Consider the following 24612-nt stretch of genomic DNA (forward strand, 5'->3'; position numbering starts at 1 on the left):
TGCCATGACGGAGGCCGGGCGTGCGCGGGAGCGGGCAGTGGTGGTGGGGGCGGGGCCGAACGGTCTGGCCGCGGCGGTCACCCTGGCCCGCAGTGGGCTGCAGGTGACGGTCTTCGAGGCGGCCGACGAGATCGGCGGCGGGGTCCGCAGCGGTGAACTGTCCGTCCCCGGGGTGCTGTTCGACCACTGTTCCTCGACGCATGTGATGGGCGCCGGCTCCCCGTATTTGCGCACCCTCGATCTCGCGCCGTACGGGCTGGAGTGGCTGTGGCCCGAGATCGACCTGGCACACCCGGTGGACTCCGGAGGCGCCGGAGCGCTGTACCGGTCCGTGGGGCGGACCGCCGCCGGGCTCGGCGCCGACGGCCCCGCCTGGCGGCGGCTGTTCGGGCCGCTGGCCGCCGACGCGGAGGCGCTGACCGACGAGGTCATGCGGCCGCTCCTCAAGGTGCCCGGCCACCCGTTCCGGCTTGCCCGCTTCGGTCTGCACGCCCTGCAGCCGGCCACGCTGATCGCGCACCGTTTCCGCACGGAGGCGGGCCGCGGTCTCTTCGGCGGGGCGGCGGCCCATCTCTTCGGCCCGCTGAGCCGGCCGCTCGGTGCGTCCGTGGGGCTCATGATCATCGCGGCCGGGCACCGGTACGGCTGGCCGGTGGCCAAGGGAGGCTCCGGGGCCATCGCCACGGCGCTGGCCGCACTGCTCACCGAGGCCGGCAGCCGGATCGAGACCGGCGTCCCGATCCGCTCGCTCGATGAACTCCCGCCCGCATCCACGGTGTTGCTCGATCTGATGCCGGCCGCCGCCGCAGCGCTGATCGGCGACCGGCTGCCGCCCCGGGTACGCCGCGCCTACGCCCGCTACCGGCCCGCCCCCGGTGCGTTCAAGCTCGATCTGACGGTCGAGGGCGGGGTGCCCTGGCGCGCCGAGGCCTGCCGGCGGGCCGGAACGGTGCACCTCGGCGGCGGCTTCGAGCAGATCGCCCACGCGGAGCGGGAGGTCCATCTCGGGCGGATGCCGGCGCGGCCGTTCCTCCTGGTCTCCCAGCAGTACCTCGCCGACCCGGGCCGCTCCGCAGGTGGCCTCCATCCCGTCTCCGCGTACGCACATGTGCCGCACGGCTACACCGGCGATGCCACCGCCGCGATGCTGGCGCAGTTCGAGCGCTTTGCGCCGGGGACACGGGAACGCATCGTGGCCGCCACCGCCACCTCGGCCGCCGAGCTGGAACGGGGCAACGCCAATCTCGCCGGCGGCGACATCATCGGCGGCGCGAACACCCCGTTGCAGCTCACCCTGCGTCCCCGCGTCGCCCTCGACCCGTACCGCACCGGCGCCCCCGGGGTCTTCCTCTGCTCGGCGGCCACCCCACCGGGAGCCGGCGCCCACGGGATGAGCGGCCACAATGCGGCCCGGTCCGCGCTACGGGCGCTGGGCAGGGCCTGACCGGAGACGCCCGGAAGGCGGGTTCCCGGGCGCGCTGCCCGGGAACCCGCCCTCACGATCTGCTCAGTGGCGCGTGTGGTGCGTGACGACACCGGCCGCCATCCGGCCGCAGTTCGAGCCGGAAACGTTGACGCTGACCGTCTCGATCGTGCCGCCCCAGTCCACGCAGATGCCCTTGGCGGGCAGGTAGACGGGACCGGCGTACGAGGTGTACTTCCCCTCGTCGTAAACCCAGCCGGAACCGCCGTTGGTGGCGGAGAGATACGTGTACATGTACACCGGCTTACCCGGGCTGTTCCGCACCGTCACCACGCAGTTCTTTCCGGTCTTTGCGCTGTACGTCAGGTACACGGTCCCCTTTCCGGTGACCGGTACGGAATTCACTACGCTGTAGCCGCTTCCGCAGGCTCCGTTGTACGCGGCGGCCTTTGTGGTCGCGGAAGCGGTGGTGGCCGCTGTCATCGTGGCGATACTCGCCACGGCCAGCACTGCGGATCCTGCGATGGCACGTGAACGCTTCATCTGAATTACCCCCGTTGGGTGAGTGCGTCGCGTGGTCTTTTCGCAGTGTTGGACAACGGCCGGCCGCGGATGGTTGCACCGCGGAAGGTAATTCACCTTTGTTCGAACGGAGTTGTCCAAAAACCGTACGCGGGCGGTGCGCGGCGGACGCGGGCGCACAACGGCCGGTCCCCGGCGCCACAAGAGGCGCCGGGGACCGGCCGGGAGCGTGGGGCGAGGAGCGGTATCAGCTGCCCTTCGCGAGGACCTTGAGGCGGGTGTACGTGCCGTTGAAGCGGTTGCGGTCGCCGACCGAGTGGCCCGAGGAGGTGTGCTGCCAGATGCTGTGGTACTCCCAGCCGCGCGGCAGCGAGCCGACGGACGAGCCGTAGCGGGGGATCCACAGCGGATTCGTCCTGCCGAACTTGCCGGAGTTGCCGGTGCAGCGCTTCCACCAGTTGGTGGAGGTGTAGATGACCGGGTAGCGGCCGGTCTCCTCCCGGTAGGTCAGCACGAAGTCGCGGATCCAGCTGACCATCGACTTGTGGCTCTTGCCGTAGCAGGTCGCGCCGTAGGGGTTGTACTCCATGTCGAGCGCGCCGGGCAGCGTCCTGCCGTCCCTGGACCAGTCGCCGCCGTGATCGGCGAAGTACTCCGCCTGGGAACTGCCGCTGGAGTGGTCGGGCAGCGCGAAGTGGTACGCGCCGTGGATCATGCCGGAGGAGTACGAGCCCCGGTACTGCTGTGCGAAGTACGGGTTCGTGTAGCTGGTCCCCTCGCTGGCCTTGACATACGCGAAGCGCACCCCGGACTTGTGCAGCGTCTTCCAGTGGACCCTGCGGTTGTGGCTGGAGACATCGACGCCGGACACGGCTCTTCTGGACGACGCCTGCGGCTCCAGGCCACCTGCCCGGATGCCCGTGCTGCTGCCCTCGTGGGCCACGATGGTGGAACCCATCCAGTCCTGTTCGGGGTGGGCGGGTCTCTTCTCGGAGTCCGACGCCGTGGCGGAGCCGGGCAGCGCGAGGGGCAGAGCGAGCACGGAGAGAAGAGAGACGAGAGTTCCGGCCGCAAGAGGGACTGTACGGCGGGCCGGACCGGATCTGCGCAAGGGCATCGCATGCCTCCGAAGGCCTTCGGTTGAGTCAGGTTCGGCAGCTTTTGAGCAGAATCCTGCCGATAAGAGACTTATACGCAGAACTGCCTGACGCTATGGCCCAACAGGCCGTCGGTCCGCCGACCGGTCCCACATCTCACCCGTCCGGCGGTCAGCAGCGGATGCCCGCGCCCCCGGGGCCCGGCCCCGGTGTCGCACGACAGAGCGAAGCGGGCCCCGGCATCGCCGGGACCCGCTCCACCGCGCAGCGGCGAACGCGCCATTCCGCCGCTTCGCAAGCTGCCTTATGCCGAGCCTGTCGGCTCGCTTGTGTGGTCCGTCATGCCCATGGCCTCATTCGGCTGGGGCGGCCGGGAGGGCCGGCGACGGCCTTTCCGCTCCCTCGGCTCAGTAGGCCGAGTTGACCTTGTCGATCGAGCCGTACTTGTCGGCCGCGTAGTTGGCCGCGGCGGTGATGTTGGCAACCGGGTCGGTGAGGTTCTTCGGCGTACCGGACACGTGGTAGCTGTTGAAGGTGGGCTGGATCACCTGCAGCAGGCCCTTGGACGGCACACCGTTGACCGCGTTGACGTCCCAGTTGTTGACGGCGTTGGGGTTACCGGCGGACTCCCGCATGATGTTGCGGTGCAGGCCCTCGTAGGAGCCGGGGATGCCCTTGGCCTTCATGATGTCCAGGGACTGGCGGATCCAGCCGTCCAGGTTGTTCGAGTAGTTCTTGACGTCGGTGCGCTCGGCGGAGCGGCTGGCGGCCTGCTGGGTGCTGTGCTGCTTGGCGACGTCGGCGACCTTGACGTGGTCGGCGACCGAGGCGGTCACGGCACGGCCGGTCTTGGCGTCGTCGGCCTTGCCCGGCTGGCCCTTCGCATCGACGGGCTGCACGGCGGCCGGGGCGTGTGCGGACGCCGCCTGAGCGGTGGCCGGAGCCGCGGTCATCGCCAGGCCCGAGGTGGCACCCGCGGCGGCCAGAACGGCCACGGCGATCTTGTGGGTGCGGGTGATACGGGCAGCGCGGGGCAGGGTGAAGCTAGGCATGCAGATTGACCTCTTCCAGGTACTGGGGACGGGGAGGCGGCCTTTTTGGCGGCGCGTTCCGCACCGGAGGTCTTTGCTGCGATCGCCTTGGGGCGTAAGTCGCAAGCTCGCTCTCAGTGCGTCGGAATCCATGGTTAACGCCGGTCCCGAATCGAGGCAATAGTGCTCGGTACTACTCATCTTCGTGAGGTAAACCCGGATACCTGAAGTGATAAGCGTTTCTGGCGGCGTTGGCCCGGAATGGCGGCACGGAAATCAACTAGGCAAGCTCGTACGTGACGTACGTCGCGTGCCCCGAGTCACCTGAGAGGGCCTTCAAAGGCCGCTCGACCGGTCCGCATAAGTTGCCTGGCTCACACCGGAATTACCGGTCTCCGGTGCCGTTTTACACGCGGAAGCCGGCAGATTTATCCCGGCAACTGCCCGGTGCGGCGGCCGGACAATCTCCAAATGTGGTGCGGCGCACTGCGTCCGGGGCCCAATAGGGCCGCAATTGTGCGCTGATTCACGAGCGCGGGCAGGGTCTTGCTTCGCTGAGGCGTGGCACGGGGAAGGGCGCATGCCGGATGGGCCGGTGGCGAGTCCTCGGTACGGCGATACGGCGGTGCTGCTGGTCCGTTCGCAGCAGCCCCCGGAGCTGTCGCATGACTACGGGCCCTCGGCTCCCCGATGGTGGCACCGCACACAGTCATCACTCATCGTAGGGACGTGCTCATGCTCCGTCGTCGTCTTGCCGTCGTTCTCACCGGTCTTCTCGTCTCGGGCTTCCTTGCCACGGGCGTCGCCGCCGCGGCCCCGGCCGACAGTCACCGCCAGCCCGGCTGGCACCGCGACCACCCGCTCACCCCCAGGGAGCGGGCGGGAGTTCGCCTCGCCGCCCAGATCCTCGACACCCTCTTCGGTGGCGGCACGGTGCGACGCGACCGCTTCTGACCCGCGGCGCAGGGCCCGGGCACCCGGTACGGGAGCCGGCGTCCGGCACCCGCGCCGGACGGCAACGGCAAGAGCCATGGCGCCGGAAGGGGCCTCGGCGAGGTCAACCGCAACGGCAACCGCAACGACAACGGCAATGGCCCCACCCGCGAGATGCGGGCAGGGCCACTGCCGTTGCCATGCCTGGCGCCGCACAGCGGCGCCGGTATCAGTCTGCTCCGACCGTCCGCACGGTCGCGTCGCTCCGGCTCAGTAGGCCGAGTTGACGTTGTCGATCGAGCCGTACCGGTGGGCCGCGTAGTTGGCGGCGGCGGTGATGTTGGCGATCGGGTCGGTGAGCTTCTTGGGCGTGCCGGACACGTGGTAGGTGTCGAAGGTGGGCTGGATCACCTGCAGCAGGCCCTTGGAGGGCACGCCGTTGATGGCGTTGATGTCCCAGTTGTTGACGGCGTTGGGGTTGCCGCTGGACTCCCGCATGATGTTGCGGTGCAGGCCGTCGTAGGAGCCGGGGATGCCCTTGGCCTTCATGATGTCGAGGGACTGGCGGATCCAGCCGTCGAGGTTGTTCGCGTAGCGCTTGGGGGCAGCCTTCGGCGCTGCCTTGGGAGCCGACTTGGGCGCGGCTATGACCTTGCGCTCGACGGACCGGTTGGCGGCCTGCTGGGCGGTGTGGCCCTGCTTCTCGACCGCGGTGACCTTCAGGCCGGCGCTGACGGACGAGGCGATCTGGTGGTCCTTCTTGCCGTCGTCGGCGCGGTCCTTCGCGGTGAGCGGAAGGCCGTTGGCGCTGACGGGCTTGACCGCGGACGGCGCGTGGGCGGCGGTGGTCTCGGCGTTGCTCGGCGCCGCGCTGAACGCCAGCGCCGCGGCGCCGCTCGCGGTGGCCACCAGCGCCGCGGAAATCTTGTGGGCGCGGGTGATGCGGGCAGGGCGGGACAGGGTGAAGTTCGGCATGGGGATTCTGACCTCTTCCAGGGCTTGATGGCGGGGGAGGCGGCCTTCGGTTGGCGCGTGAGACCGAGGGTCATTGGCCGCGTTCGCCGCTCTGGCTGAGATCGCAGGCTCGTTCTCGGTGCTACGCCGAACATGCTTAGCCAGCGCCCTGGATGGTGGCAAAGGTGCCTTGTACTACCTATCTTCGTGAGATACAGCGAGATGTCCGTTGTAAATGCGCTGTTTCGCGCTCAGGGCCGGGAAGGCATCGACTAGGTGTGCTCGTACGTGACGTACGTCGCGTGCCGGGCATCACCCGGGACCGGCGTTCAAGGTCCCTTCGCGGCAGCGCAAAGTTGTGTGGCTCACATGGATAAGTGACCCGACCCGCAGGGAAAAGGAGCAATTCGGCAGGGGGCGGGGTGCCGGATGCCGACGGGCACGGCGGAATGTGCCGTCATGGCATCGCGCCCCCCAGAGCCTTCCTGGAGGGCGCGAGAATGCGGTGGCGTCGACCGCGAGCTGTCGGCCGGTATCCGTGCGTGTCAGTTCTCCAGCAACTGGGCCGCAAGATGCTCGATGCGGTCGTGCCACGCCGCCAGCGCGGCATCCGAGTCAGCGCCCGGCGGGCCGGTCTGGACGAGGACGAGCCGCGCGCCATGGCCGGTGCCCTGGCCCAGCTCCCACCGGACCGTGCCTTCCGGATCCGGGCGGTAGGCGAGCACCGAAGGGGCCCGTACCTCGGTGACGGGCCCGGCCGGTGCCTCCCCGGTGGTGAAGCCGGCCGGCGCGGGCTCACCTTCCACGGGCTCGTCTCCCGAGGTCAGCGCCGCCCAGACGGCCTCGGCGGGCCGTACGAGCTGGCGCTCGAAGCGGATCCGCGGGCCGTTCGGGGTGGCCTCGGTCACCCCCTGTCCGAGATCGAACTGCTCGACGTAGGCCTCGTGCAGCTCTCCGGTGTCGCGGGGCACGGCCGTCGGCGCGCCGTCCAGCAGCTGTGAGAGCGCGGTGAGGCACAGGTGCCAGCCGGAGGCGAAGCTCGCGCCGCCGAACCGGTCGCCGAAGGTGTGCACCAGGGTCAGCAGCGAGCCGTCGCCGTCCGGAGTGATCTCCCAGCGCAGGTGGTCCTCTCCCCAGGTGAAGGCGAACAGCCGGGGCTCCTCGGCGTCGGTGACCGTACCGGTCATGGCGATGCCGGTCACACCGGGCATGGAGAAGGTCATCGCCCCGCCGGGCCGCAGCTCCACGGTGACCTCGGAGGGGAACCACCGGCCGATGTGCGCGGGGTCGGTGATCGCCGACCAGACCTTCGCGGGCGGATGGGCGAGCCTGCGCTCCATGCGCAGGGTGTTCCGGCCGTCGCCGGTGGGGCTGAGGCTGTCGGAGTGCGGGTTCATCGGGGGTCGTCCTCCATGGCGTCGAGATGCCGTTCCAGGGCGTCAAGGGACCCGGTCCACAGATGCCGGTAGTGCGCGAGCCAGGCGTCCAGCTCCGCCAGGGGCTCGGGCCGGAGCTCGTACCAGCGGCGCTGGGCGTCCTGCCGGACCTGGACCAGGCCGGCCTCGCGCAGCACCCGCAGATGCTTGGAGGTGCCGGGCTGGCTCAGTCCGAGCTGCTGCGTGAGCTCGCCGACCAGCCGTGGGCGCTCCAGGAGCAGATCGAGGATCTTGCGCCGGCTCGGCTCCGCAAGTACGTCGAACGGTAGGGGCATGACTTCAGTATGCATGCCGTTCTGGCTATATAACCACAAGAGAATATAATCTCGGTGAAGGATCGCCGGGTCGCTGGGTCACGCACACGCCGGATCGGCCGCCGGCGCCTCCTCGCGCTCGCGCGCCACCGGTGCGAGACAGGGCGCCGAGCCCAGCGGCCCATCGGTGAAGAACCGGGCGGCCAAGTCCGCGACGTCCTGCGGGCGTTCGAGCACCACCCAGTGATCGGCGTCCGGAATCGTCAGAAAGCGGCTGCCCGGGATGGTGGACGCGAAGTGCCGCTGCCGGGCCGGCGAGGTCACCGTGTCGTGCTCGCCGCTGAAGACGAGCGTGGGGATGCCGGTCAGGCCGGCCGAGAAGTCCGGACGGTCCGAGATCCCGCGGCGCAGCGAGTCGACGGCGTGCCGGGAGTTCCGGGCCGCATGCAGCATCGAGCGCCGGACGTAGCGGTACGCCAGCTTCCGGTGGGCGACGTGCCGGCGGTCGTCGAGGCACATCAGCCCCTCGGTGACCAGGGTGGCGAAGGCCTCGGTGTCGCCCTGCGCGAGATGGTCGGACGCCCGTCGCCACAGCTCCCTCTGCGCCTCGCTGATGTGCGCCGGAACCCCGCCCAGGGCGAGCCGTGCGATCCGCCCGGGGAACCGCCGGGCGCATCCGTAGGCCAGGCCCGCCCCGTAGGAGAAGCCGAAGAGATTGATCCGCGGGACGTCCAGATCCTCGATGATGCCCTCGATCGCCGCGCACACGACATCGATGCTCGGCCCCGGGGGAAGCGGGTCGGCGCTCCCCATCCCCGGCAGATCGGCGGTCACCACATCCGCCAGTGGACCCACATGATCTTCCATCTGCGGCCAGCCGAACATCCCCTGCAGCGCGCCGCCCAGCACCAGCACGGGTTCGGTGATCCGCTCCGGCTGCTGCAGGCGCCGGTAGGAGTAGGACACCCCGTCCACCGACAAGGAGCGGATCATTTCCTCGGACATGTGAGATTCCTTCTCGAAGCACCGGCGGGAACGGACGCGCCGACGCGGCGCGCCGGGGGCGGTCCGGGGCTGTCGTCGCGACGGGACGCCGACGACAGGCCCCAGGGGTCTCTCCCTAGCGGGTCAGCACCAGTGCGGCGTTGTGCCCGCCGAAGCCGAGCGACGTCTTGACCGCGCAGTCGAATGCCGCCTGCCGGGCTTCCTTGTGCACGATGTCGACCGGGATCCGCGGATCCAGCACCTCGAGGTTGGCGGTCGGGGGCACCAGCTGCTGCTCCAGGGCGAGCACGGTGAGCGCGGCCTCGATCCCGCCCGCGGCGCCCAGTGTGTGCCCGGTCATCGCCTTGGTCGAGGTGACCAGGGGGTGATCGCCGAGAACCCGCTGCAGCACGGCGGCCTCGATGTGGTCGTTGGCGACCGTCGAGGTGCCGTGCGCGTTGACGTGGCCGACATCGCCGGCCTGCACCCCGGCGTCCGCCAGCGCGGTGCGCAGTGCCCGCTCGATCCCCTTGCCCTCGGGGTCGGGGGCCACCGCCGCGTAGGCATCGCTGGACGCGCCGTAGCCGCGGATATGGGCCCGCACGGGGGCGTGACGGGCCCTGGCGTGCTCCGGCCGCTCCAGCACGAGCAGCCCGGCGCCTTCACCGACCACGAAGCCGTCCCGGCCCGCGTCGAAGGGGCGGCACGCGGTGGCCGGATCATCCCGGCGGGTGGAGACCGCCTTCATCTGGCAGGCGCTGGCGATCAGCAGCCGGGAGAGGACCGACTCCGCCCCGCCGGCGAGGGCAATATCGCAGACCCCGGCGCGCAGCAGCTGGTGCGCGGTGCCCAGGGCGACGGTCCCGGAGGAGCAGGCCGTGGCCACGCCCAGGCTGGGGCCGTGGGCGCCGATGTCCATACAGACACTGCTGGCGGCGCTGTTGACGACGGTCAGCGGGGCGAGCTTGGGGGAGACCCGGCGGGCGCCGCGCCCGGCCATGGCGACGTGCTGCTGGTCGTAGAAGGGCAGCCCGCCGTGTGCGGAGCCGATGACCACCGCGACCCGGCTGCTGTCCCAGGATTCCGGGTCGAGGCCGGCATCGAGGAGGGCTTCCCGGGCGGCGATCACCGCGAGCTGCGCGAAGCGGTCCATCAGCCGCTGGGTGGCCACCCCGAGCAGTTCCGTGGTGTCCAGACCGGCGATGGTGTACATGAAGTCGCAGGGCAGATCGGCGAGTTCTTCCTGGTGGGTCACGCCGCCGGGCACGGTTTCCTGGGTGACGGCATGCCAGGTGGCCTTCGCCCCCACCCCTGCCGCGGTCACCAGTCCCAGTCCTGTCACGGCCGCGGCGAACGGCTCCTGGCGGGCCGTCATGCCGGAACTTTGCCGTCGACGGCCGCCACCAGCTGGCCCACCGTGTTCCGCGGGGTCAGCGACACCTCGTCGAGGTCGATGTCCAGCCGTTCCTCGATCAGGACGCGGAGTTCTTCCAGCGCCAGGGAGTCGAGGCGCAGGCCGCGCAGCAAGGACTCCTCGGTGATATCGGCGGGGGCGACCCCGAATCGTTGGACCAGCAAGGTGTTGACAACTTCTGCCGCGTTCACGTGGCGCTCCTCCGCTTGTCGTAGGCGATGCTGCCAACCGCGTCGTGGGCGGGATTTCACCGGCGGCTCCGGCTGGTTTGACCCCCCTTTATACGCCTTTGTCCCGATGACTCCCCAACCTTGGTAGCTCAATGGGGTGATGAGCGCACCGGGAGGGACAGGGCGTTGGCGCCTCGCCTTGCGGACGCCGCGGAAAGCACCTACGTACGTAACGCCGCGGACCGGCGGGAGGTACGGGCCCGGGGCCGGCGGACTCCGGGATGCTCCGGGGTCAGGCCTTGTCCAGGGCGCTGGTCACGCGTCCCAACAAGCCCTGGAGTGTGCGGAGTTCTTCGATCGTGAGGCCCGTGGCGGCCAGCATCCTGCGGGGGACCGGCAGGGCCGCCGCGCGCAGGTCGTCGCCGGCGGGGGTCAGGTGGATGGTGACCGACCGCTCGTCCTCGGTGCTCCGTTCGCGGCGCACCAGGCCGGCCGATTCCAGGCGCTTGAGGAGCGGGGAGAGGGTGCCGGAGTCCAGCCGGAGCTGTTCGCCGATGGCCTTGACCGGCTGGGATCCGTGCTCCCACAGCACCAGCATGACCAGGTACTGGGGGTAGGTCAGGCCCAGGTCCTTCAGGGCGTCGCGGTAGACGCCGCCAAAGGCCCGTGAGGCGGCGTGCAGCGAGAAGCAGACCTGGTGGTCGAGGCGGAGCAGTTCGGCGTCGGGTACCGGGGGCCTGGTGGCGGAGGTCATGGGGCCAGGTTAGCTCGCCGCGGCATTTAGTTGTGCGCAATCTAGTTGCGAGCAACTTAAATGTGTGTCACTGTGAGGCCATCGGGCGGCCGGGAAGCGGCCGCCCGCCACCGAAGGGGAACTGTGATGGACGCGCTGTACACCGCTGTCGCCACCGCCAACGGCCGCGAAGGCCGGGCGGTCAGCTCCGACGGCCGGATCGACCTGGCCCTGGCCATGCCGCCGGCCCTCGGCGGCAACGGCGCCGGCACCAACCCGGAGCAGCTTTTCGCCGCCGGCTACGCGGCGTGCTTCGCCAGCGCGATGGGCAATGTCGGCCGCCAGATGAAGCTCGACACCAAGGACGTCTCGGTCACCGCCGAGGTCTCCATCGGCAAGGACGACACCGGCTTCGGCCTGGCCGTCGTCATGCGGGTGGAGCTGCCGGACGCCCTCGCGGGCGAGACCGGGCGGCAGCTGGTCGAGGCGACGCACCAGTACTGCCCGTACTCCAAGGCCACCCGCGGCAACATCGACGTCGAGCTGGTCATCGAGTAAACGACGTCGAGCCGGTCGTCGGGCGGGGGAGCGGCGTGCCCGGCGGACCGGGGCACGCCACTCACTGAAGGCTGAGCCTCCCGTGCGACGCGCTCAGGCGTCCTCGGCCGCGTAGACCCGGCGTCCGCCGACGAAGGTCTGCAGCACGCGGGTCGCGGCGATCTCCTCGTCGGCCCCGTCGAAGGGGTCACGGTCGAGGACGACCAGATCGGCCAGGTTGCCCGCCTGGATGGTGCCGGTGTCGTCGAAGTGGTTGGCGTAGGCGCTGCCGGCCGTGTACGCGGCGAGTGCGGAGCCCAGGTCGATGCGCTGCTCGGGGAGGAAGACCGGCGCCGAGGCCGGGCCGTCGGGCTCCCTGCGGTTGACCGCGACATGCAGGGCGGCAATCGGGTCGGGTGAGCTGACCGGCCAGTCGCTGCCCGCCGCAAGGGTGGCGCCCGAGCGCAGCAGGTCCCCGAACGGGTACTGCCAGGCGGCGCGCTGGGGGCCCAGGAAGGGGATGGTCAGTTCGTCCATCTGCGGCTCGTGGGCCGCCCAGAGCGCCTGGATGTTCGCGGTGGCGCCGAGCCGGCGGAAGCGCGGGACATCGTCGGGGTGGACCACCTGGAGATGGGCGAGGTGCGGCCGGGTGTCGCGCCGGCCGTTCGTCTGCCGGGCCGCCTCGACGGCGTCCAGCGCCTCGCGTACGGCCCGGTCGCCCAGGGCGTGGAAGTGCACCTGGAAGCCTTCCGCGTCCAGCAGCGTGACGTAGGTCCGCAGGTCCTCGGGGTCGATGAACGAGATGCCGCTGTTGTCGGAGGCGCAGCCGCAGGCGGTGAGGTAGGGGCTGAGCATGGCGGCCGTGTGGTTCTCGGCGATGCCGTCCTGCATGATCTTGATGGTGGTCGCCCGGAACCGTCCGCCCGTCAACTCCTCCCGGCGGGCGATGAGTTCAGGAATCTGCTCGGCCCCACGTGCCCGGTCCCACCACAGTGCCCCCCTGACCCGTGCCGTGAGCTTGCCGTCGCGCCGGGCGGCCACATACGCGGGGGTGGGATCGGCGCCCGCGGGGGCGCGGCCGAGCATCGCGTCCTGCCACGCGGTCACCCCGTACCCGTGGAGAAGGCGCTGCGCCCTGAGCAGTCCGGCGGTCCGCTCGGCGAGCGTCGCTTCCGGGACCAGATCGCCCACCAGCTCCATGGCACCCTCCTGCAGCATGCCGGTCGGGTGGCCGTCCGCGTCCCGCTCGATGCGCCCGTCGGCCGGATCCGGCGTACGGGAGGTGATCCCGGCGCGTTCCAGGGCGCGGGAGTTGGCCCAGCCACCGTGGTGATCGCGGTTGACGAGGAACACCGGCCGGTCGGGAACGAGGGCGTCCAGGAACTCCCGGGTCGGCATGCCGCCCGGGAAGGCCTCCATCGACCAGCCGCCGCCCGTGATCCACGCCGCCTCCGGATGCGCCGCCGCATACGAGCTGATCAGCTCGCGGTACGCCTCGGCGGTGACGGCCGCGCTCAGATCGCACAGCGCCAACTCCAGTCCGCCGCCGACCGGATGGACATGCGCGTCCTGGAATCCGGGGATGAGCAGCTTGCCGCGCAGATCGACGACCTCCGTGGCGGGCCCGATCAGGTCGCGGACCTCCGCGTCGTGCCCGACGGCGATGATGCGGTCCTCGCGGACCGCCACCGCACTCGCCCGGGTGCGCGCGGCGTCGACGGTGTGCACGGGGCCGGAGAGGAAGACGAGGTCGGCGGGGCCGTCATCGGCGGCGCCGCGGGCGGCGGTGTCCGGGGTGGGCTCGGGGTCCACGGTGGTGCTGAGATCCATGGGGGGTGTCGCTCCAGATGCGTCGGGTGCAGTGCGTGGGTATCGAGTCGAGCGGGGGCGGCAGCGGGTGTCGTAGTGGCGGTCGTGGTGCCGGTTGTGGTGGGTGCGGTGGAGGTCCGGGGCGGGCCGGAGGGCGGGCGGTCGGTCGGTGGGAGAGCGGTCCGGTGCGAGGCGGTCAGCCCTCCGACGGGCTGGGGAGCGCGGCGCCGTCCGCGTCCATCGGCAGGCTGATCGCGTCGCCGTCCGTCCCCTGGCCGGTACGGAAGTACGGGGCGCGGCGGACCCACTTGGCCCAGGCGGCGGTGCCCAGGCCCAGCGCAATGAACAGCGTGGGCAGCAGCAGCATGAACCAGCCGTTGTCCGGGTTCGCCTCGAAGTGGTCGCTCATGGTCGCGTAGTCCCAGACGAGGTAGCCACCGAGCCCGAACAGCGCCAGTGCGCTCACCGCCGGGACGACCACATCGCGCAGCGCGCGCACCGCTCCGTCGCGCAGGCTCGCGCGGAAGCGCACCGCGCAGGCGAGTGCGGTGAGTCCGTAGTAGAGGGCCACGGTCAGGCCGATCGAGTTCACGGCGGTCAGGATCATGTCGTTGAGCTGGGGGATGCCGACCGCGAGCACGGCGAGCAGCGCGGCGAGCGCCATGATCACCAAGGTGCCCACGGCGGGGGAGCCGTAGCGCGGGTGCAGCCGCTGCCACATCGGGCCCAGCGTGCGGTCGCGGGCCATTGCCAGCGTGCCGCGGGCGGTGGGGATGACGCTCGACTGGAGAGAAGCGAAGGCCGAGCACATCAGGGCGGCCAGGGGCAGCGAGGCCCAGGGCTCCGGCGCCAGCGCGCTGCCGAGGAAGGTGAGCGCCTGCGGCCCGTTGTGGATGAGCTCGTCCGTGCTCAGCACCCGCTGGAAGGCGAGCGCGCCGATGAGGAAGAGCCCCAGCATCGCCACCAGTGCGATCAGTCCGCCGCGGGCCGCGTCGGTGGAGTTGCGGGTCTCCTCGTTGACACTGAACGCGGCGTCCCAGCCCCAGTAGAAGAACACCGCCAGCACCATCCCCTGGGCCAGCGCCTGGGGCGAGGAGATCTCGAACGGGTTGAGCCAGGAGAGCGAGAACGGCTGGTCACCGGTGGCGAGGGCGTAGCCGCAGAAGACCAGCAGGACCGTGTACTCGAAGACCAGCAGCCACATCTGCAGCCGGGTCGCGGCGTGCACCCCCGTGATCGCGGTGATCGTGACGACGACCAGCGCGACCAGCCCCACGGCGGTGCTGATGCCGGTCGAGGCCGGGTCCAGCCGGAGCCCTCCGATGCTGCGCAGGCCCAGCTTGTTGAGGAACTGCAGGACGACGGAGCCGGTCACCGCACCCGTGTACGCCATGAAGATCACGTTGCCGACCAGCACCACCCACCCGGTCAGGAATCCGGGCCACGGTCCGATGGACCGGCCCACCCAGGTGTAGCCGCTGCCGCAGTTCGGCTCGGTGCGGTTGAGGCGGGCGTACGACAGCGCGATCCCGAGGATGGGCAGGAACGCCAGCAGCAACAGGGCGGGCGTCTGCCGGCCGGTGTACGCGGCCAGGGTGCCCATACCGATGCCGATGCTGGTGGTCGCGGCGGTGCTCGACGCGGCGATCGCGACTCCGTCCTTCACGCCCAGTGAGCGGCGCATTCTCGCCGGGCCGGGGTCCTGCTGCACTGCGGAAGGCATGGCACTCACTCCTTGGGCTGCGGGCCGGACCGGTCTCGGGCGGGCCAGGGGGACGCGGAGGTGCGGGGTGGGGCGGCGGGGCAGGACGGCGCGGGCCGGGCCCGGGGTCGTGGGCCGGCTGCGTCGTACGGAAGGGGGGTGCGGGATACGGCACCGCGGTGATCCGTGTATGTCCGCCGATGAAACAGGCCGTTCATCCTTGTGTCAACGGTGTTGACGTAACCGGATTTGGTTAACTGGCCCGAGGCCCGGGGATCGGGGCGTGACGAAGCGGAGGGGTTCGGTGTGACGGAGAGCGAGCGCGTCCCGGTCGAGCGCAAGCGGCGCCGGCCGACCAGTTCCGGCGTGGTGCTGTCGGCCGATCTCATCGTCGACGCCGCCTGCGAACTGATCGACGCCCAGGGGGCGCAAGCGTTCACCGTGCGCAAACTCGGCGTGGCACTCGGCGCCGATCCGTCCGCCGTCTACCGCTACTTCCGCAACACCGAGGATCTGCTGCTGGCGCTGGCCGACCGCCTCATCGGGGAGTCCATGACGGGCTTCGCGCCCAGCGGCGACTGGGCCGCCGACCTGCGTGATCTGGGCCTGCGGGCCTACCGTTCCGCGTTGCGCCACCCGCAGATCGCCGTGTTCAGCACCGTCCGGGTCACGGGCCGGCCCCATGAACAGCACGCGGTCGACACGGGCATCGGACTGCTGCTCCAGGCCGGGTTCGACGAGGCCGCCGCAGTCCGCCACTACCACGCCCTGGTCGACACCGCCCTGGGCCACGCGGCCCTGGACGCCGGCGTACTGCGGCTGGCCCCCGCCCAGCGCGTGGCGGACGAGCAGGCCTGGCGGGACGAGTACGCCGGTCTGCCCGCGGAGGAGTTCCCCAGCCTGTACCGCGTGCGGGAGCACCTTCCGCTCATGGGGGGCTCGGCGGTCGAGCCCGCGCTCGATCTGCTCATTACAGCCCTGCGGGGAGTGGCGCCTCTGTAACGAGAGGTGGGGCAGCGGGAGGAGGGGCGACGGGGGAGATCCGGGCATTTCGCTCACCCGGGTGCAAACATGAAGCATGCCCCTTCCACGGCGGGTACCGCTGCATGGACGACGGGAACTGAGCCGCGTCCTGGTGCTGATCCCGATCGGGCTCATCGCGGCGGTCTGTGTGATCGACGTTCTCGCGCCGCCCGACATCCATCTGGGGCCGCTCCTCGTCGCGGCTCCCGCGATCACCGCGGCGTTCGCGCGGCCCCGCCTGACGGCCGCGATCGCTGCGCTGGCGGTAGCCGCCCAGGTGTTCATCGGGATCGCGCGCGGGGTGCTGTTCACCGCGAATCTGCAGGCCCAGATCGCCGCACTGGTGGTCGTCTCCGGCCTGGTCGTGCTCTTCACCGTCGTACGGGACCGCAATGAGCGCCGCCTCACCCAGAGCCGCTCGGTGGCCGCGGTCGCCCAGCAGGTACTGCTCCGGCCGCTGCCCGCGCGCAGCGGTGCCCTGGAGATCGCCTCCTTCTATCTGGCCGCCGAGGAGGAGGCGGAGATGGGCGGCGATCTGTTCGCGGCGGCGCGCACCACCAGCAGCACCCGGCTGATCATCGGCGACGTCCGGGGCAAGGGACTGCCCGCCTACGGTCACGCCGCCCTCCTCCTCGGCGCCTTCCGGGCGGCCGCCCACCGACAGGCCACCCTGCCCAGGCTGGCCGTCCACCTCGACGGCGCCGTCCGGTGGGACAGCAGCCAGTGGTACGAGGTGCCCGGAGCCGACACCGGGACGGAGCCGGCGGCCGCCCCGGACCCCGGCAAGAACGACGGCCTCCTTCCCGTCGCCCCGCCTCCCGGCCCGGACTCCGTCATCGACAGCGAGGAGGCCTTCGCGACCGCCGTGCTGCTGGACCTCCCCGACCGCTGGCCCGTGCTGCGCACCATCAACTGCGGTCACCCGCCCCCGCTGTTGCTGCGCGAGGGCCAGGCCCTCCCCTTGTGCGGCGAGCGGACCGCCTTGCCGATCGGTCTCGGTGGCCTGGCCGGCGCCCCGGACTACGAGGTCGAGACCTTTCCCTTCGCGCCAGGAGATCTCCTGCTCCTCTATACGGACGGGGTGACCGAGGCCCGCGACGACAAGGGAGCCTTCTACCCCCTGGGCGAGCGCGCCGGCTCCTGGGGCGGCGGCAGTCCACAGCAGGTTCTGCGCCGGCTGCGCGCGGACCTGCTGGCCCACACGAACGGCAGGCTCGGCGACGACGCCGCCGCGGTCGCGGTACGGCGCCTGCCCGGCCGGCCGCCGTCCACCGCCGGCGGCGCCGGCGCTCCCTGAGGCGTCCGCACTGGCCCCTCACGCGCCGGGAGGGTGCTCTCCGGTGACCGGCACACTTCCCCTCACCGGCACGCACTCCTGCAGCCCCCCGCGCACGCACTCCTGCCGCACAGGGGCCGGACCCGCTCCACTCCCACAGGGAGGATCCGGCATCGCAGGGATGAATTACGTCACACCGTGAATTCCCCTCGAAGCCCCAAGAAATCAGGCATAACGCGTGCAATGCCTTGCCGGGGGCTTTCGTTTTGCCCCGAAAAGCGCCATTAACTTCATTACGTTGAGCCACTGACCCCGCACTCCAGGCTTCCCCGGCCCGGTGCGCTCCGCCTGACGCTTCCTCAGTGCCGCCCGGCTTGATAGACACGTCCGCATCATCCGCAAGGGGTACAGGACGCGCACCATGAACGACCGCAACACCTCTGACCACCAGATATTCGAGCTCGACCTCGCCGCTCACGAAACCCGGCGGCGGACCGAAGTCCTCGCGGCGCTGGGTGACAGCTGGGACCCCATCGCGGTGGTGGAGGGCGAGGACGAGGCGTACCGGCTCCTCTACTCGGGCCTGGACGCGGAGCAGCAGGCCACCTACGACATGCTGGTCGCCGCCGAGGTGCTGCCGGGCCCCGGGCAGGCCTGAGCATGCTGCCGCTCGACCCGACCGCCGATATCGGCCGCCGCGCCTGGGTCCCGTGCCCCCGCTGCCAGGACCACCAAGGCTGCGGTACCTGCCTCGACGGCCGCACCTGCGATGACCACTGGCGCTACCTTCTGTCGAACAAGGGCAGCGTCCTGCACCTGCAATGCCCCAACTGCACCCACCTGTGGGCCTGGCAGTCGGGCTTCGGAGCGGGCGGCCGCACCGACGGCTGACCCCGGACCACCACCGGGCACCGCTATCCCAGCCGCTCCCTCGCCTCCCCGTGCGCCGTCTCCAGTGCCTTCTCGGCCGGCACGGCATGATCCGGCTGCACTCCGACGCCCTCCCAGTTGGTGCCCGTGACGGCATTGACGGTCCGGGCCGTCGGCACGGTGACCGTGATGTGCTCCGTCACCGGATGGCGGGCGGTGGGGTGCGCACCGCCTCTCGTCGTCTCGCCGACCACCTCGGCGCGCCCGTGCGCCTGCAGGGTGTACGCCAGGTCCTCGCCGCCCGAGAAGGTGGTCGCGCTGGTGAGCACGTACACCGGACGATCGAGATAGCGGGGCCCGGGCAGATACGGGAGCGTCCAGTACTGCCGGGTGGCGTCGGTGGAGCGCTCGTAGATGTCGTTGAGGTGTACCTCGTCGTCGGGGAAGAAGTAGCTGCACCACATCGCGGCGCCCGCGGGTGAGCCGCCCCGGCACTTCCGCAGATCGAGAAGGAGGGCACGGGTGCGCGCGACCAGTTCCATGGCTGCGCCGATCGCGGGGGCGCCCTCCCCGGCGTCGGCCATCCATCGCACGTCCAGATAGCCGATACTGCCGTCGAGCTGTTCAGTGCGATGGAGGCCGTGGTTCTCGGCCCGCATCAAGGCGAGGAACGCTTCCCGGCCTGCATCGTCGTCCGCGGGTGTGGTGAGCGGCCCGGGCTCGTCCTGCCACAGCAGCCTGAGATGCCTGTCCGGGCAGACCTCCTGCAGATATGCGGTGACCGCCTCGCAGAGCGCGGGACCGCTCAGTGCGTCGTACTCACCGGCTGCCAGCCGTGCGCGGAGGGCGCGGTCGACCTCCGCGGCGCGCAGGGGGAAGACATAGCCCGCCATGATGCGGTCGAGGGCGCCGGTACCGGCGGCCTTCGCACCGCGATGCGGTGCAGCGGACATCCGCCGGCGGTAGCGTGCGGGCATGGAGCTGCACGCGCGATCGCTTTGGCTGCTGTCCGAGCCGCTGCATGCGGTCTGCTACTTCGATGACGGGTGCCGCCGCCTGGGCAAGGACCTCGGCCTCAAGGGCTTCTGGATGGGCTATTTCGCCTCGCGTACGGCGCCCATGGGAGCTGTGGAACCCGCGGCGGCCACGGCCGCACTCGGGGTGTTCGCCCCGGGGATGGTGGCCCGGGCGCTGCCCGCGGCCTGGAGCGTCGTCAGCCCGGCACATGTCCTCGACGAGCGCGGCCGTCGCGCGGCCCGTGCGCTGCGCGCGATCGACCCCGGGCTGGAGCGCACGGCGGCCGCAGCACTGCCCCCGCTCCAGACGATCGTCGACGAGGCACCGGCGCTCGCCCGTCCGCTGTTCGCCGCCAACCGCGCGCTGTGCGACCAGGCCGACCCCGTCGAGCGCCTGTGGCAACTGGTCACCGCCGTAAGGGAGTTCAGGGGCGAGGCCCATCTCGCGGTGCTTGCCGACGAACGGCTCGACGGCTGCGAGGCACTGGTCCTGGCCGTCGCATCGGGTCGCGTCCCCAGGGACACCATGCGACAGGACCGCGGCTGGAGCGAGGAGGAGTGGGCGGACGCGACGGACCGGCTGCGGGCCCGTGGCCTCGTGGACGCACACGGCGACGCGACCGGACACGGCCGGCAGGAACGCGAGCGCATCGAGGCGGCGACCGACCGGCTGGCCGGACAGCTGCTGCATCCGTTGCCCGAGGCGGAGGCCAAGGGGCTGCTGCATACGCTCGAACCCCTGGTCCGGCGCCTCCTGGCAGCGGATGTCCTGCCTTTCCCCAACCCGATCGGTCTGCCGCACCTCGACGAGCCCGCGCCGCGCCCCGGCCCCCTGTCCGGACCACACGGCTGAGCCGCGTCGTCCCACCACCCGTAGGGCCTGTCGTGAAGGCCTTGCTAGCCCAGGCGCTTTCCGGCCTCCTTGAGCTTCTGCTCCAGATCCACCGTGTCGGCAGCGGGCGGCGCCTGGACCGAGACCGGCTTGTTGACGTCGAAGAACCGTATGCTCACGTCCAGCGGGCCCTGGGCCGTCTGTGCACGCTCACGGAATTTCACCGTGCGGTCACCGGGGCCGACCCACATGTCGAGGGTCAGCTTGCTCACCCCGAGCTGCTGATACTGCTCGATCACCTTCTTGCGGCGCTCGGCATCCATCGCGTTCTTGGTGCCCTGCTTGTTCAGCAGATCCGCCACCTCGACCACGCCGGCGTAGTGCGACGTCCGCACCCCGTCGACGGTCTCCTCGCCGACCTTCTTGACGTCGTCGGACTGGGGCAGCAAGGACGCCTGCGCCGCCGGGTCCTGGTCTGCCTGCTGCTCCATCCCCCCGAGCGCCCCGGCCCCCTTGTCCTTCATGGCGAACTTGATCCAGTGCTTGCCACCCAACGCAGCCGTCGCCTTCCCGCCCCCGCCGAGATACACCGCGTCCCCGACGAGCCGCACCGAGAACTCGCCCTCCTCCTTGCCCCCGGAGGCCTTCATCCGCATATCGATGGCGCGCGGGCGCATGCTGAACGACACCTTGCCGTCGACCGTCCCCTGGCCCGGAATCCTGCCGGAGAGGCGGTACGAGACGGAGTTGAGCCGGGCGCCCTTGTCGACGGCCTTTTGCACCGCGGCGACCGGAGCGGCGTTGATGCTTCCCGACGCCGCGGTGTGGTCGCCCGATGTCGTGCAGGCCGCCGTGCCGCACAGCACGGCTCCGGTGAGCAGCGCCCCCGCGGCGCGCGACGAGAAACGGGAAAAATGAGTCATGGCCCCCCATGAGCACATGGAACTATGAAAATGTCATCGATCATGACAGTAACCCATGGCACCGACAATCCGCGTCGAGTATGTACGCAAGCGTGTGACCAGGGAATATGACATCCCGACCGGACCGGGGGCGAGCGCGGGCCGCGCGCCGGGGTGATTGTCATCTGGTGGTTCGATGAGTGCTTTGGGGTGCTTTGCTGAGCCGGGTCGGGACACCTCTGACCAAGAGCCGTTGAATGGGTATGGATCCTAGAGAGCTGTGGGACCGCAACGCCGTGCTGGCAGAAGCGTTTTGTCTGGGCGATGAGCGGGTGCGCGAGGCGCAGGCCCGACTTGACGAGGCGCAGGCGGACCGGTCACGGGTTTTGGCGGCATTTGCGGTAACGGTGGGCAGCACCGGCGCGGTGGCCGGCCTGTTCGGTTTGAACGAGCGGGAAGTACGGATCGCCCGGCGCACGGTGGGCAAGGACGACGCCCGTGCCGTCGCCGAGGAACTGCTGGCGGCCGCCACTCCCGCCGCGCCGCCGCGGGAGCCGGAGGAGGCCGCGCCGGCGCCCGATCCCGTCGCCGAATATTCCCACCAGAACCCGATGACCGGAACGCGCTCCACCGGCCTGCCGCGCGAGGGGGCCGGCGGCACGGGGACGGCGGAACAGTCCTGGTCCCCGGCAATGGACGCGGTCCTCATCGGCAGTTGGCAGACCGGGGTGGACTTGCGCGAACTTGCCGCCGAATTCGGGATCGATCTCACCCGCCTGGTCACCCGGGCCCAGCAACTCTCCGCCCAGGGGCGGTTCTACCCCGGCCCCGCGGAGAGCCACGCGGGGCGCCACCGGCGCGGCCCCGGCGATATGCACGAGTCCGAATACACCATCCCCGCGCAGCAGACGAACACCTGGAACGCCGCGCCCTCGGGGCACCCGATGGCGTCCGCCTGGCACACCGGCACGATGCCGTCCGCGGAATCCGTTCCGGACATGGCCGCCCTGGCCTCGGAGTGGGACAACGCTCTCGCCCCGTGGGGGACCCTCGCGCCCTCCCACGAGGAGGCCGCACCGGCCCATCAGCCCTGGGCTCAATACCACCTCAGTTCCTGACACCGCACCCCGCACTTGCGATACGTACCCACCCTGCCTCGCAGGCCGGCACCGGCCGCGCCGAGGGCGACCCGTCCCCGCCGGGATTCCTGAGCGGGGACGAAGAGAAGGGAGCAGACTGCAGACATGGCAACGGAGGGCGCGCGGGCCGGTGCGCTGGACGGGAAGGTCGTGCTGGTGGCCGGTGCCACGCGAGGCGCCGGACGCGCGATCGCGGTGGAGCTCGCCCGCGCCGGTGCCTTCGTGTACGCCACCGGACGCAGCAGCCGTACCGCGGGCCGCTCGGAGATCAACCGGCCGGAGACGATCGAGAAGACCGGCGAACTGATCACCGCGGCCGGGGGCACCGGCACGGCCCTGCGGGTCGACCACCTCGACAGCGATCAGGTCCATGGCCTCGTCCGGCGCATCGACCGCGACCACGGCCGCCTCGACATCCTCGTCAACGACATCTTCGGCGGCGATGCCTACGCCCGGTTCGGCACCACCCTCTGAGAGCACGATCTCGCCGGCGGCCTGCGGATGCTGCGGATGGGCATCGACACCCATGCCATTACCAGCCACCACGCGCTGCCGCTGCTCATCCGCCACCCGGGCGGGCTGGTGATCGAGATGACCGACGGCACCGCGGAGTACAACGCCGCCTACCGCCACCACGAGGGCTTCTACTACGACCTGGTCAAGGCCGCCGTGCAGCGGATGACCCTGGCCCAGAGCCATGAACTCGCCCCGTACCAGGGCGCCGCCGTCGCCGTGACGCCTGGCTGGCTGCGTTCGGAGAAGATGCTCGAGGCGTTCGGCGTGACCGAGGACAACTGGCGGGAGGCGACCGCCCGCGTGCCGCATTTCTGCATCGCCGAGTCCCCGGCCTATGTCGCGCGTGCGGTGACCGCCCTCGCCGCCGACCCGGATGTCGCGCGCTGGACGGGCACGGTCGTCTCCAGCGGCCAACTCGCCCCGCTGTACGGGTTCACCGACACCGACGGCACCCGGCCGGACTGCTGGCGCTACGTCGTGGAGGTCCAGGACCGGGGCCTCGCCGCCGACGACACGGGCTATCGCTGACGGCCGATGCCCCGTGAGGCATCGCCGGGCGGCGCGGAATGTAACCCCCCGTGATTCCATGGCTACTTGCCGAATCCGGGCGGGCCCGCGACAGTGTGGAGAGCGATGCGGTCAGCCGACTGCAGGCAGCCAAGGGGGTCTTGTGATGCACACGCACCAAGAGAGCGTCCGGCCGGTGACCACTGCACGGCGACGATCGGCGACGGTCGGGGCGGTCCTGGCCGCGGTCAGCGCGGTGGGGCTGGTGACCGCGGCACCGGCGAACGCCGAGGTCAAGTCCACCTGCGGCACCTACATCTGCGTGGCCACTGCCTACCAGGGGCGCGACTACGTCCAGGACATCACCGTGACGACACGGGACGGACTGCCGGGGACCGTGCGCGCCTTCGTGGGCGATTACGGGAACCGCAAGGCCAACGTGTCCCGGTGGCGGTTCGTCGTCAACCGCGAGTTCAGGGCGTATCCGCGACTGGCCGTCTGCGGCGGCCTGGATCGCAGTGGCAGGGTCATCGAGAACCACTGTGTGCTGATCCCCTGATCCCCTGATCCCCTGATCCTCCGCTCTTCCCAAGGGCGTGACCGTGCCCTGTCAGCCTGTCGTCTCGCCCGCATGCGGCGTCAGCGTTCCCGCCGCGACCAGGGCGAACAGGGTTATGCCCAGGAGGATGCGGTAGATGACGAACGGCATGAAGGACTTGTGGGAGATGAACTTCATGAACCACGCGATGACGGCGTAGCCGACGACGAAGGCGATGAGCGTGGCGAAGAGGGTGGGGCCCCAGGAGACGTGGCCCTCGCCCGCGTCCTTGAGTTCGAAGACGCCGGAGGCCAGCACCGCCGGGATGGCGAGCAGGAAGGAGTAGCGGGCCGCGGATTCGCGGGTGTAGCCCATCAGGAGGCCGCCGCTGATCGTGGCGCCGGAGCGGGAGACGCCGGGGATGAGTGCCATGGCCTGGCAGATGCCGTACAGCAGACCGTCCTTGACGCTGAGATCCGTGAGGGACTTGCGCTGCTTGGCGGCACGGTGCCGGCCGCCGGTCTCGTCGCGGGCGGCCAGTCGGTCGGCGATGCCGAGCACCACGCCCATCACGATGAGGGTGGTGGCGATCAGCCGCAGATCGCGGAACGGGCCCTCGATGGCGTCCTTGAGCGTGATGCCCAGGACGCCGATCGGGATCGAGCCCACGATCACCAGCCAGCCCATCTGGGCGTCGTGATCGTGCCGCAGTTCCCGGTTGAAGAGGGAGCGCGCCCAGGCCGAGATGATCCGCCCGATGTCCTTGCGGAAGTAGATGATGACGGCCGCTTCGGTGCCGATCTGGGTGATGGCGGTGAACGCCGCACCGGGGTCCTGCCAGCCCGCGAACGCCGCGGTCAGACGGAGGTGCGCACTGGAGGAGATCGGCAGGAACTCGGTCAGCCCTTGGACGAGTCCGAGGACGAATGATTCAAACCAAGACATGGAAAATACGCTATCCAAGGGTGGTCAAGCGCTGACCTGCGCAAGAGGG

Annotated in this window: 25 protein-coding genes and 1 pseudogene; 11 read left to right on the forward strand and 15 right to left on the reverse strand. The window is 70.6% G+C overall.

Translation table 11 applies throughout. From position 1 onward, the window contains the following. The first annotated feature begins 4 nt into the window (after positions 1 to 4). A complete protein-coding gene (locus ABR737_RS40300; RefSeq protein ID WP_350256106.1) occupies positions 5 to 1444 on the forward strand; it encodes a phytoene desaturase family protein in 1440 nt (479 codons plus the stop codon). A gap of 63 nt (positions 1445 to 1507) precedes the next feature. Here the strand turns inward: ABR737_RS40300 and ABR737_RS40305 are convergent, their stop codons facing one another. The 3 genes from ABR737_RS40305 to ABR737_RS40315 form a co-directional block, all read right to left on the reverse strand. Continuing rightward, the gene (locus tag ABR737_RS40305) at positions 1508 to 1966 is read right to left on the reverse strand and encodes a spore-associated protein A (protein WP_350256107.1); all 459 of its coding nucleotides are present in this window, start codon (positions 1964 to 1966) and stop codon (positions 1508 to 1510) included. 226 nt (positions 1967 to 2192) lie between these two features. Next, positions 2193 to 3062 carry a lysozyme gene (locus ABR737_RS40310; RefSeq protein ID WP_350256108.1) on the reverse strand — a complete coding sequence of 290 codons (870 nt, stop codon included), beginning with the start codon at positions 3060 to 3062 and terminating at the stop codon, positions 2193 to 2195. 387 nt (positions 3063 to 3449) lie between these two features. Next, on the reverse strand, positions 3450 to 4094 hold the full coding sequence (locus tag ABR737_RS40315; RefSeq protein WP_350256109.1) for a transglycosylase SLT domain-containing protein: 645 nt from the start codon (positions 4092 to 4094) through the stop codon (positions 3450 to 3452). Between the two features lie 714 nt (positions 4095 to 4808). Between ABR737_RS40315 and ABR737_RS40320 the strand changes: the two genes are divergently transcribed. Continuing rightward, positions 4809 to 5027: a hypothetical protein gene (locus ABR737_RS40320; RefSeq protein ID WP_350256110.1), complete on the forward strand. Its 219-nt coding sequence runs from the start codon at positions 4809 to 4811 to the stop codon at positions 5025 to 5027. A 249-nt stretch (positions 5028 to 5276) separates the two neighbouring features. Here ABR737_RS40320 and ABR737_RS40325 read toward each other — a convergent pair whose 3' ends face one another. The 7 genes from ABR737_RS40325 to ABR737_RS40355 form a co-directional block, all read right to left on the reverse strand. Continuing rightward, positions 5277 to 5981, reverse strand: coding sequence for a transglycosylase SLT domain-containing protein (locus tag ABR737_RS40325; protein ID WP_350256111.1), 705 nt, complete (start codon positions 5979 to 5981; stop codon positions 5277 to 5279). A 524-nt stretch (positions 5982 to 6505) separates the two neighbouring features. Further along, on the reverse strand, positions 6506 to 7357 hold the full coding sequence (locus ABR737_RS40330) for an SRPBCC family protein (RefSeq protein ID WP_350256112.1): 852 nt from the start codon (positions 7355 to 7357) through the stop codon (positions 6506 to 6508). After that, complete coding sequence (locus ABR737_RS40335; protein WP_350256113.1) at positions 7354 to 7671, reverse strand: ArsR/SmtB family transcription factor; 318 nt, start codon at positions 7669 to 7671, stop codon at positions 7354 to 7356. The genes ABR737_RS40330 and ABR737_RS40335 overlap by 4 nt, the downstream gene beginning before the upstream one ends. Positions 7672 to 7749: 78 nt before the next feature. Continuing rightward, positions 7750 to 8655, reverse strand: a complete 906-nt coding sequence (locus ABR737_RS40340) for an alpha/beta fold hydrolase (RefSeq protein ID WP_350256114.1) — start codon at positions 8653 to 8655, stop codon at positions 7750 to 7752. 115 nt (positions 8656 to 8770) lie between these two features. Beyond that, a complete protein-coding gene (locus tag ABR737_RS40345) occupies positions 8771 to 10009 on the reverse strand; it encodes a beta-ketoacyl-[acyl-carrier-protein] synthase family protein (RefSeq protein WP_350256115.1) in 1239 nt (412 codons plus the stop codon). Beyond that, on the reverse strand, positions 10006 to 10239 hold the full coding sequence (locus ABR737_RS40350) for an acyl carrier protein (RefSeq protein ID WP_350256116.1): 234 nt from the start codon (positions 10237 to 10239) through the stop codon (positions 10006 to 10008). The genes ABR737_RS40345 and ABR737_RS40350 overlap by 4 nt, the downstream gene beginning before the upstream one ends. A gap of 271 nt (positions 10240 to 10510) precedes the next feature. Continuing rightward, positions 10511 to 10972: a MarR family winged helix-turn-helix transcriptional regulator gene (locus ABR737_RS40355; protein ID WP_350256117.1), complete on the reverse strand. Its 462-nt coding sequence runs from the start codon at positions 10970 to 10972 to the stop codon at positions 10511 to 10513. Between the two features lie 126 nt (positions 10973 to 11098). Here ABR737_RS40355 and ABR737_RS40360 point away from each other — a divergent pair, with 126 nt between their 5' ends. Next, entirely contained in the window at positions 11099 to 11509 is a 411-nt protein-coding gene (locus tag ABR737_RS40360) for an organic hydroperoxide resistance protein (RefSeq protein ID WP_350256118.1), read from the forward strand. A gap of 93 nt (positions 11510 to 11602) precedes the next feature. On the opposite strand, the gene ABR737_RS40365 is transcribed toward ABR737_RS40360, so the two are convergent. Beyond that, positions 11603 to 13318 (reverse strand): amidohydrolase, encoded by a 1716-nt coding sequence (locus ABR737_RS40365; RefSeq protein WP_350256119.1) that lies wholly within the window; start codon positions 13316 to 13318, stop codon positions 11603 to 11605. A 175-nt stretch (positions 13319 to 13493) separates the two neighbouring features. Continuing rightward, positions 13494 to 15020 carry an APC family permease gene (locus tag ABR737_RS40370; RefSeq protein WP_350256120.1) on the reverse strand — a complete coding sequence of 509 codons (1527 nt, stop codon included), beginning with the start codon at positions 15018 to 15020 and terminating at the stop codon, positions 13494 to 13496. A 285-nt stretch (positions 15021 to 15305) separates the two neighbouring features. On the opposite strand from ABR737_RS40370, the gene ABR737_RS40375 reads away from it, so the two are divergent. From ABR737_RS40375 to ABR737_RS40390, 4 genes are all read left to right on the forward strand, one after another. Beyond that, entirely contained in the window at positions 15306 to 16001 is a 696-nt protein-coding gene (locus tag ABR737_RS40375; RefSeq protein WP_350256121.1) for a TetR/AcrR family transcriptional regulator, read from the forward strand. A 76-nt stretch (positions 16002 to 16077) separates the two neighbouring features. After that, positions 16078 to 17319 (forward strand): PP2C family protein-serine/threonine phosphatase, encoded by a 1242-nt coding sequence (locus tag ABR737_RS40380; protein WP_350256122.1) that lies wholly within the window; start codon positions 16078 to 16080, stop codon positions 17317 to 17319. 400 nt (positions 17320 to 17719) lie between these two features. Continuing rightward, the gene (locus ABR737_RS40385; protein WP_350256123.1) at positions 17720 to 17956 is read left to right on the forward strand and encodes a DUF6400 family protein; all 237 of its coding nucleotides are present in this window, start codon (positions 17720 to 17722) and stop codon (positions 17954 to 17956) included. Positions 17957 to 17958: 2 nt separating this feature from the next. Next, positions 17959 to 18189 carry a hypothetical protein gene (locus tag ABR737_RS40390; RefSeq protein ID WP_350256124.1) on the forward strand — a complete coding sequence of 77 codons (231 nt, stop codon included), beginning with the start codon at positions 17959 to 17961 and terminating at the stop codon, positions 18187 to 18189. Positions 18190 to 18212: 23 nt separating this feature from the next. On the opposite strand, the gene ABR737_RS40395 is transcribed toward ABR737_RS40390, so the two are convergent. Next, on the reverse strand, positions 18213 to 19121 hold the full coding sequence (locus ABR737_RS40395) for a S41 family peptidase (RefSeq protein ID WP_350256125.1): 909 nt from the start codon (positions 19119 to 19121) through the stop codon (positions 18213 to 18215). Positions 19122 to 19143: 22 nt separating this feature from the next. On the opposite strand from ABR737_RS40395, the gene ABR737_RS40400 reads away from it, so the two are divergent. Continuing rightward, a complete protein-coding gene (locus ABR737_RS40400) occupies positions 19144 to 20037 on the forward strand; it encodes an SCO6745 family protein (RefSeq protein WP_350256126.1) in 894 nt (297 codons plus the stop codon). A 44-nt stretch (positions 20038 to 20081) separates the two neighbouring features. Here ABR737_RS40400 and ABR737_RS40405 read toward each other — a convergent pair whose 3' ends face one another. Beyond that, a complete protein-coding gene (locus tag ABR737_RS40405; protein ID WP_350256127.1) occupies positions 20082 to 20939 on the reverse strand; it encodes an SCO4651 family lipoprotein in 858 nt (285 codons plus the stop codon). 236 nt (positions 20940 to 21175) lie between these two features. On the opposite strand from ABR737_RS40405, the gene ABR737_RS40410 reads away from it, so the two are divergent. The 3 genes and pseudogenes from ABR737_RS40410 to ABR737_RS40420 all read left to right on the forward strand — a co-directional run bounded on the left by ABR737_RS40410 (position 21176) and on the right by ABR737_RS40420 (position 23639). Further along, entirely contained in the window at positions 21176 to 22036 is an 861-nt protein-coding gene (locus ABR737_RS40410; RefSeq protein ID WP_350256128.1) for a hypothetical protein, read from the forward strand. Between the two features lie 126 nt (positions 22037 to 22162). Then, positions 22163 to 23101: pseudogene (locus ABR737_RS40415) on the forward strand (SDR family oxidoreductase). A gap of 145 nt (positions 23102 to 23246) precedes the next feature. Further along, entirely contained in the window at positions 23247 to 23639 is a 393-nt protein-coding gene (locus tag ABR737_RS40420) for a hypothetical protein (protein WP_350256129.1), read from the forward strand. A 51-nt stretch (positions 23640 to 23690) separates the two neighbouring features. Here ABR737_RS40420 and ABR737_RS40425 read toward each other — a convergent pair whose 3' ends face one another. Further along, positions 23691 to 24563 carry an undecaprenyl-diphosphate phosphatase gene (locus tag ABR737_RS40425; RefSeq protein WP_350256130.1) on the reverse strand — a complete coding sequence of 291 codons (873 nt, stop codon included), beginning with the start codon at positions 24561 to 24563 and terminating at the stop codon, positions 23691 to 23693. Between the last annotated feature and the right edge of the window lie 49 nt (positions 24564 to 24612).

Source organism: Streptomyces sp. Edi2 (genome assembly GCF_040253635.1).
Lineage (GTDB): Bacteria > Actinomycetota > Actinomycetes > Streptomycetales > Streptomycetaceae > Streptomyces.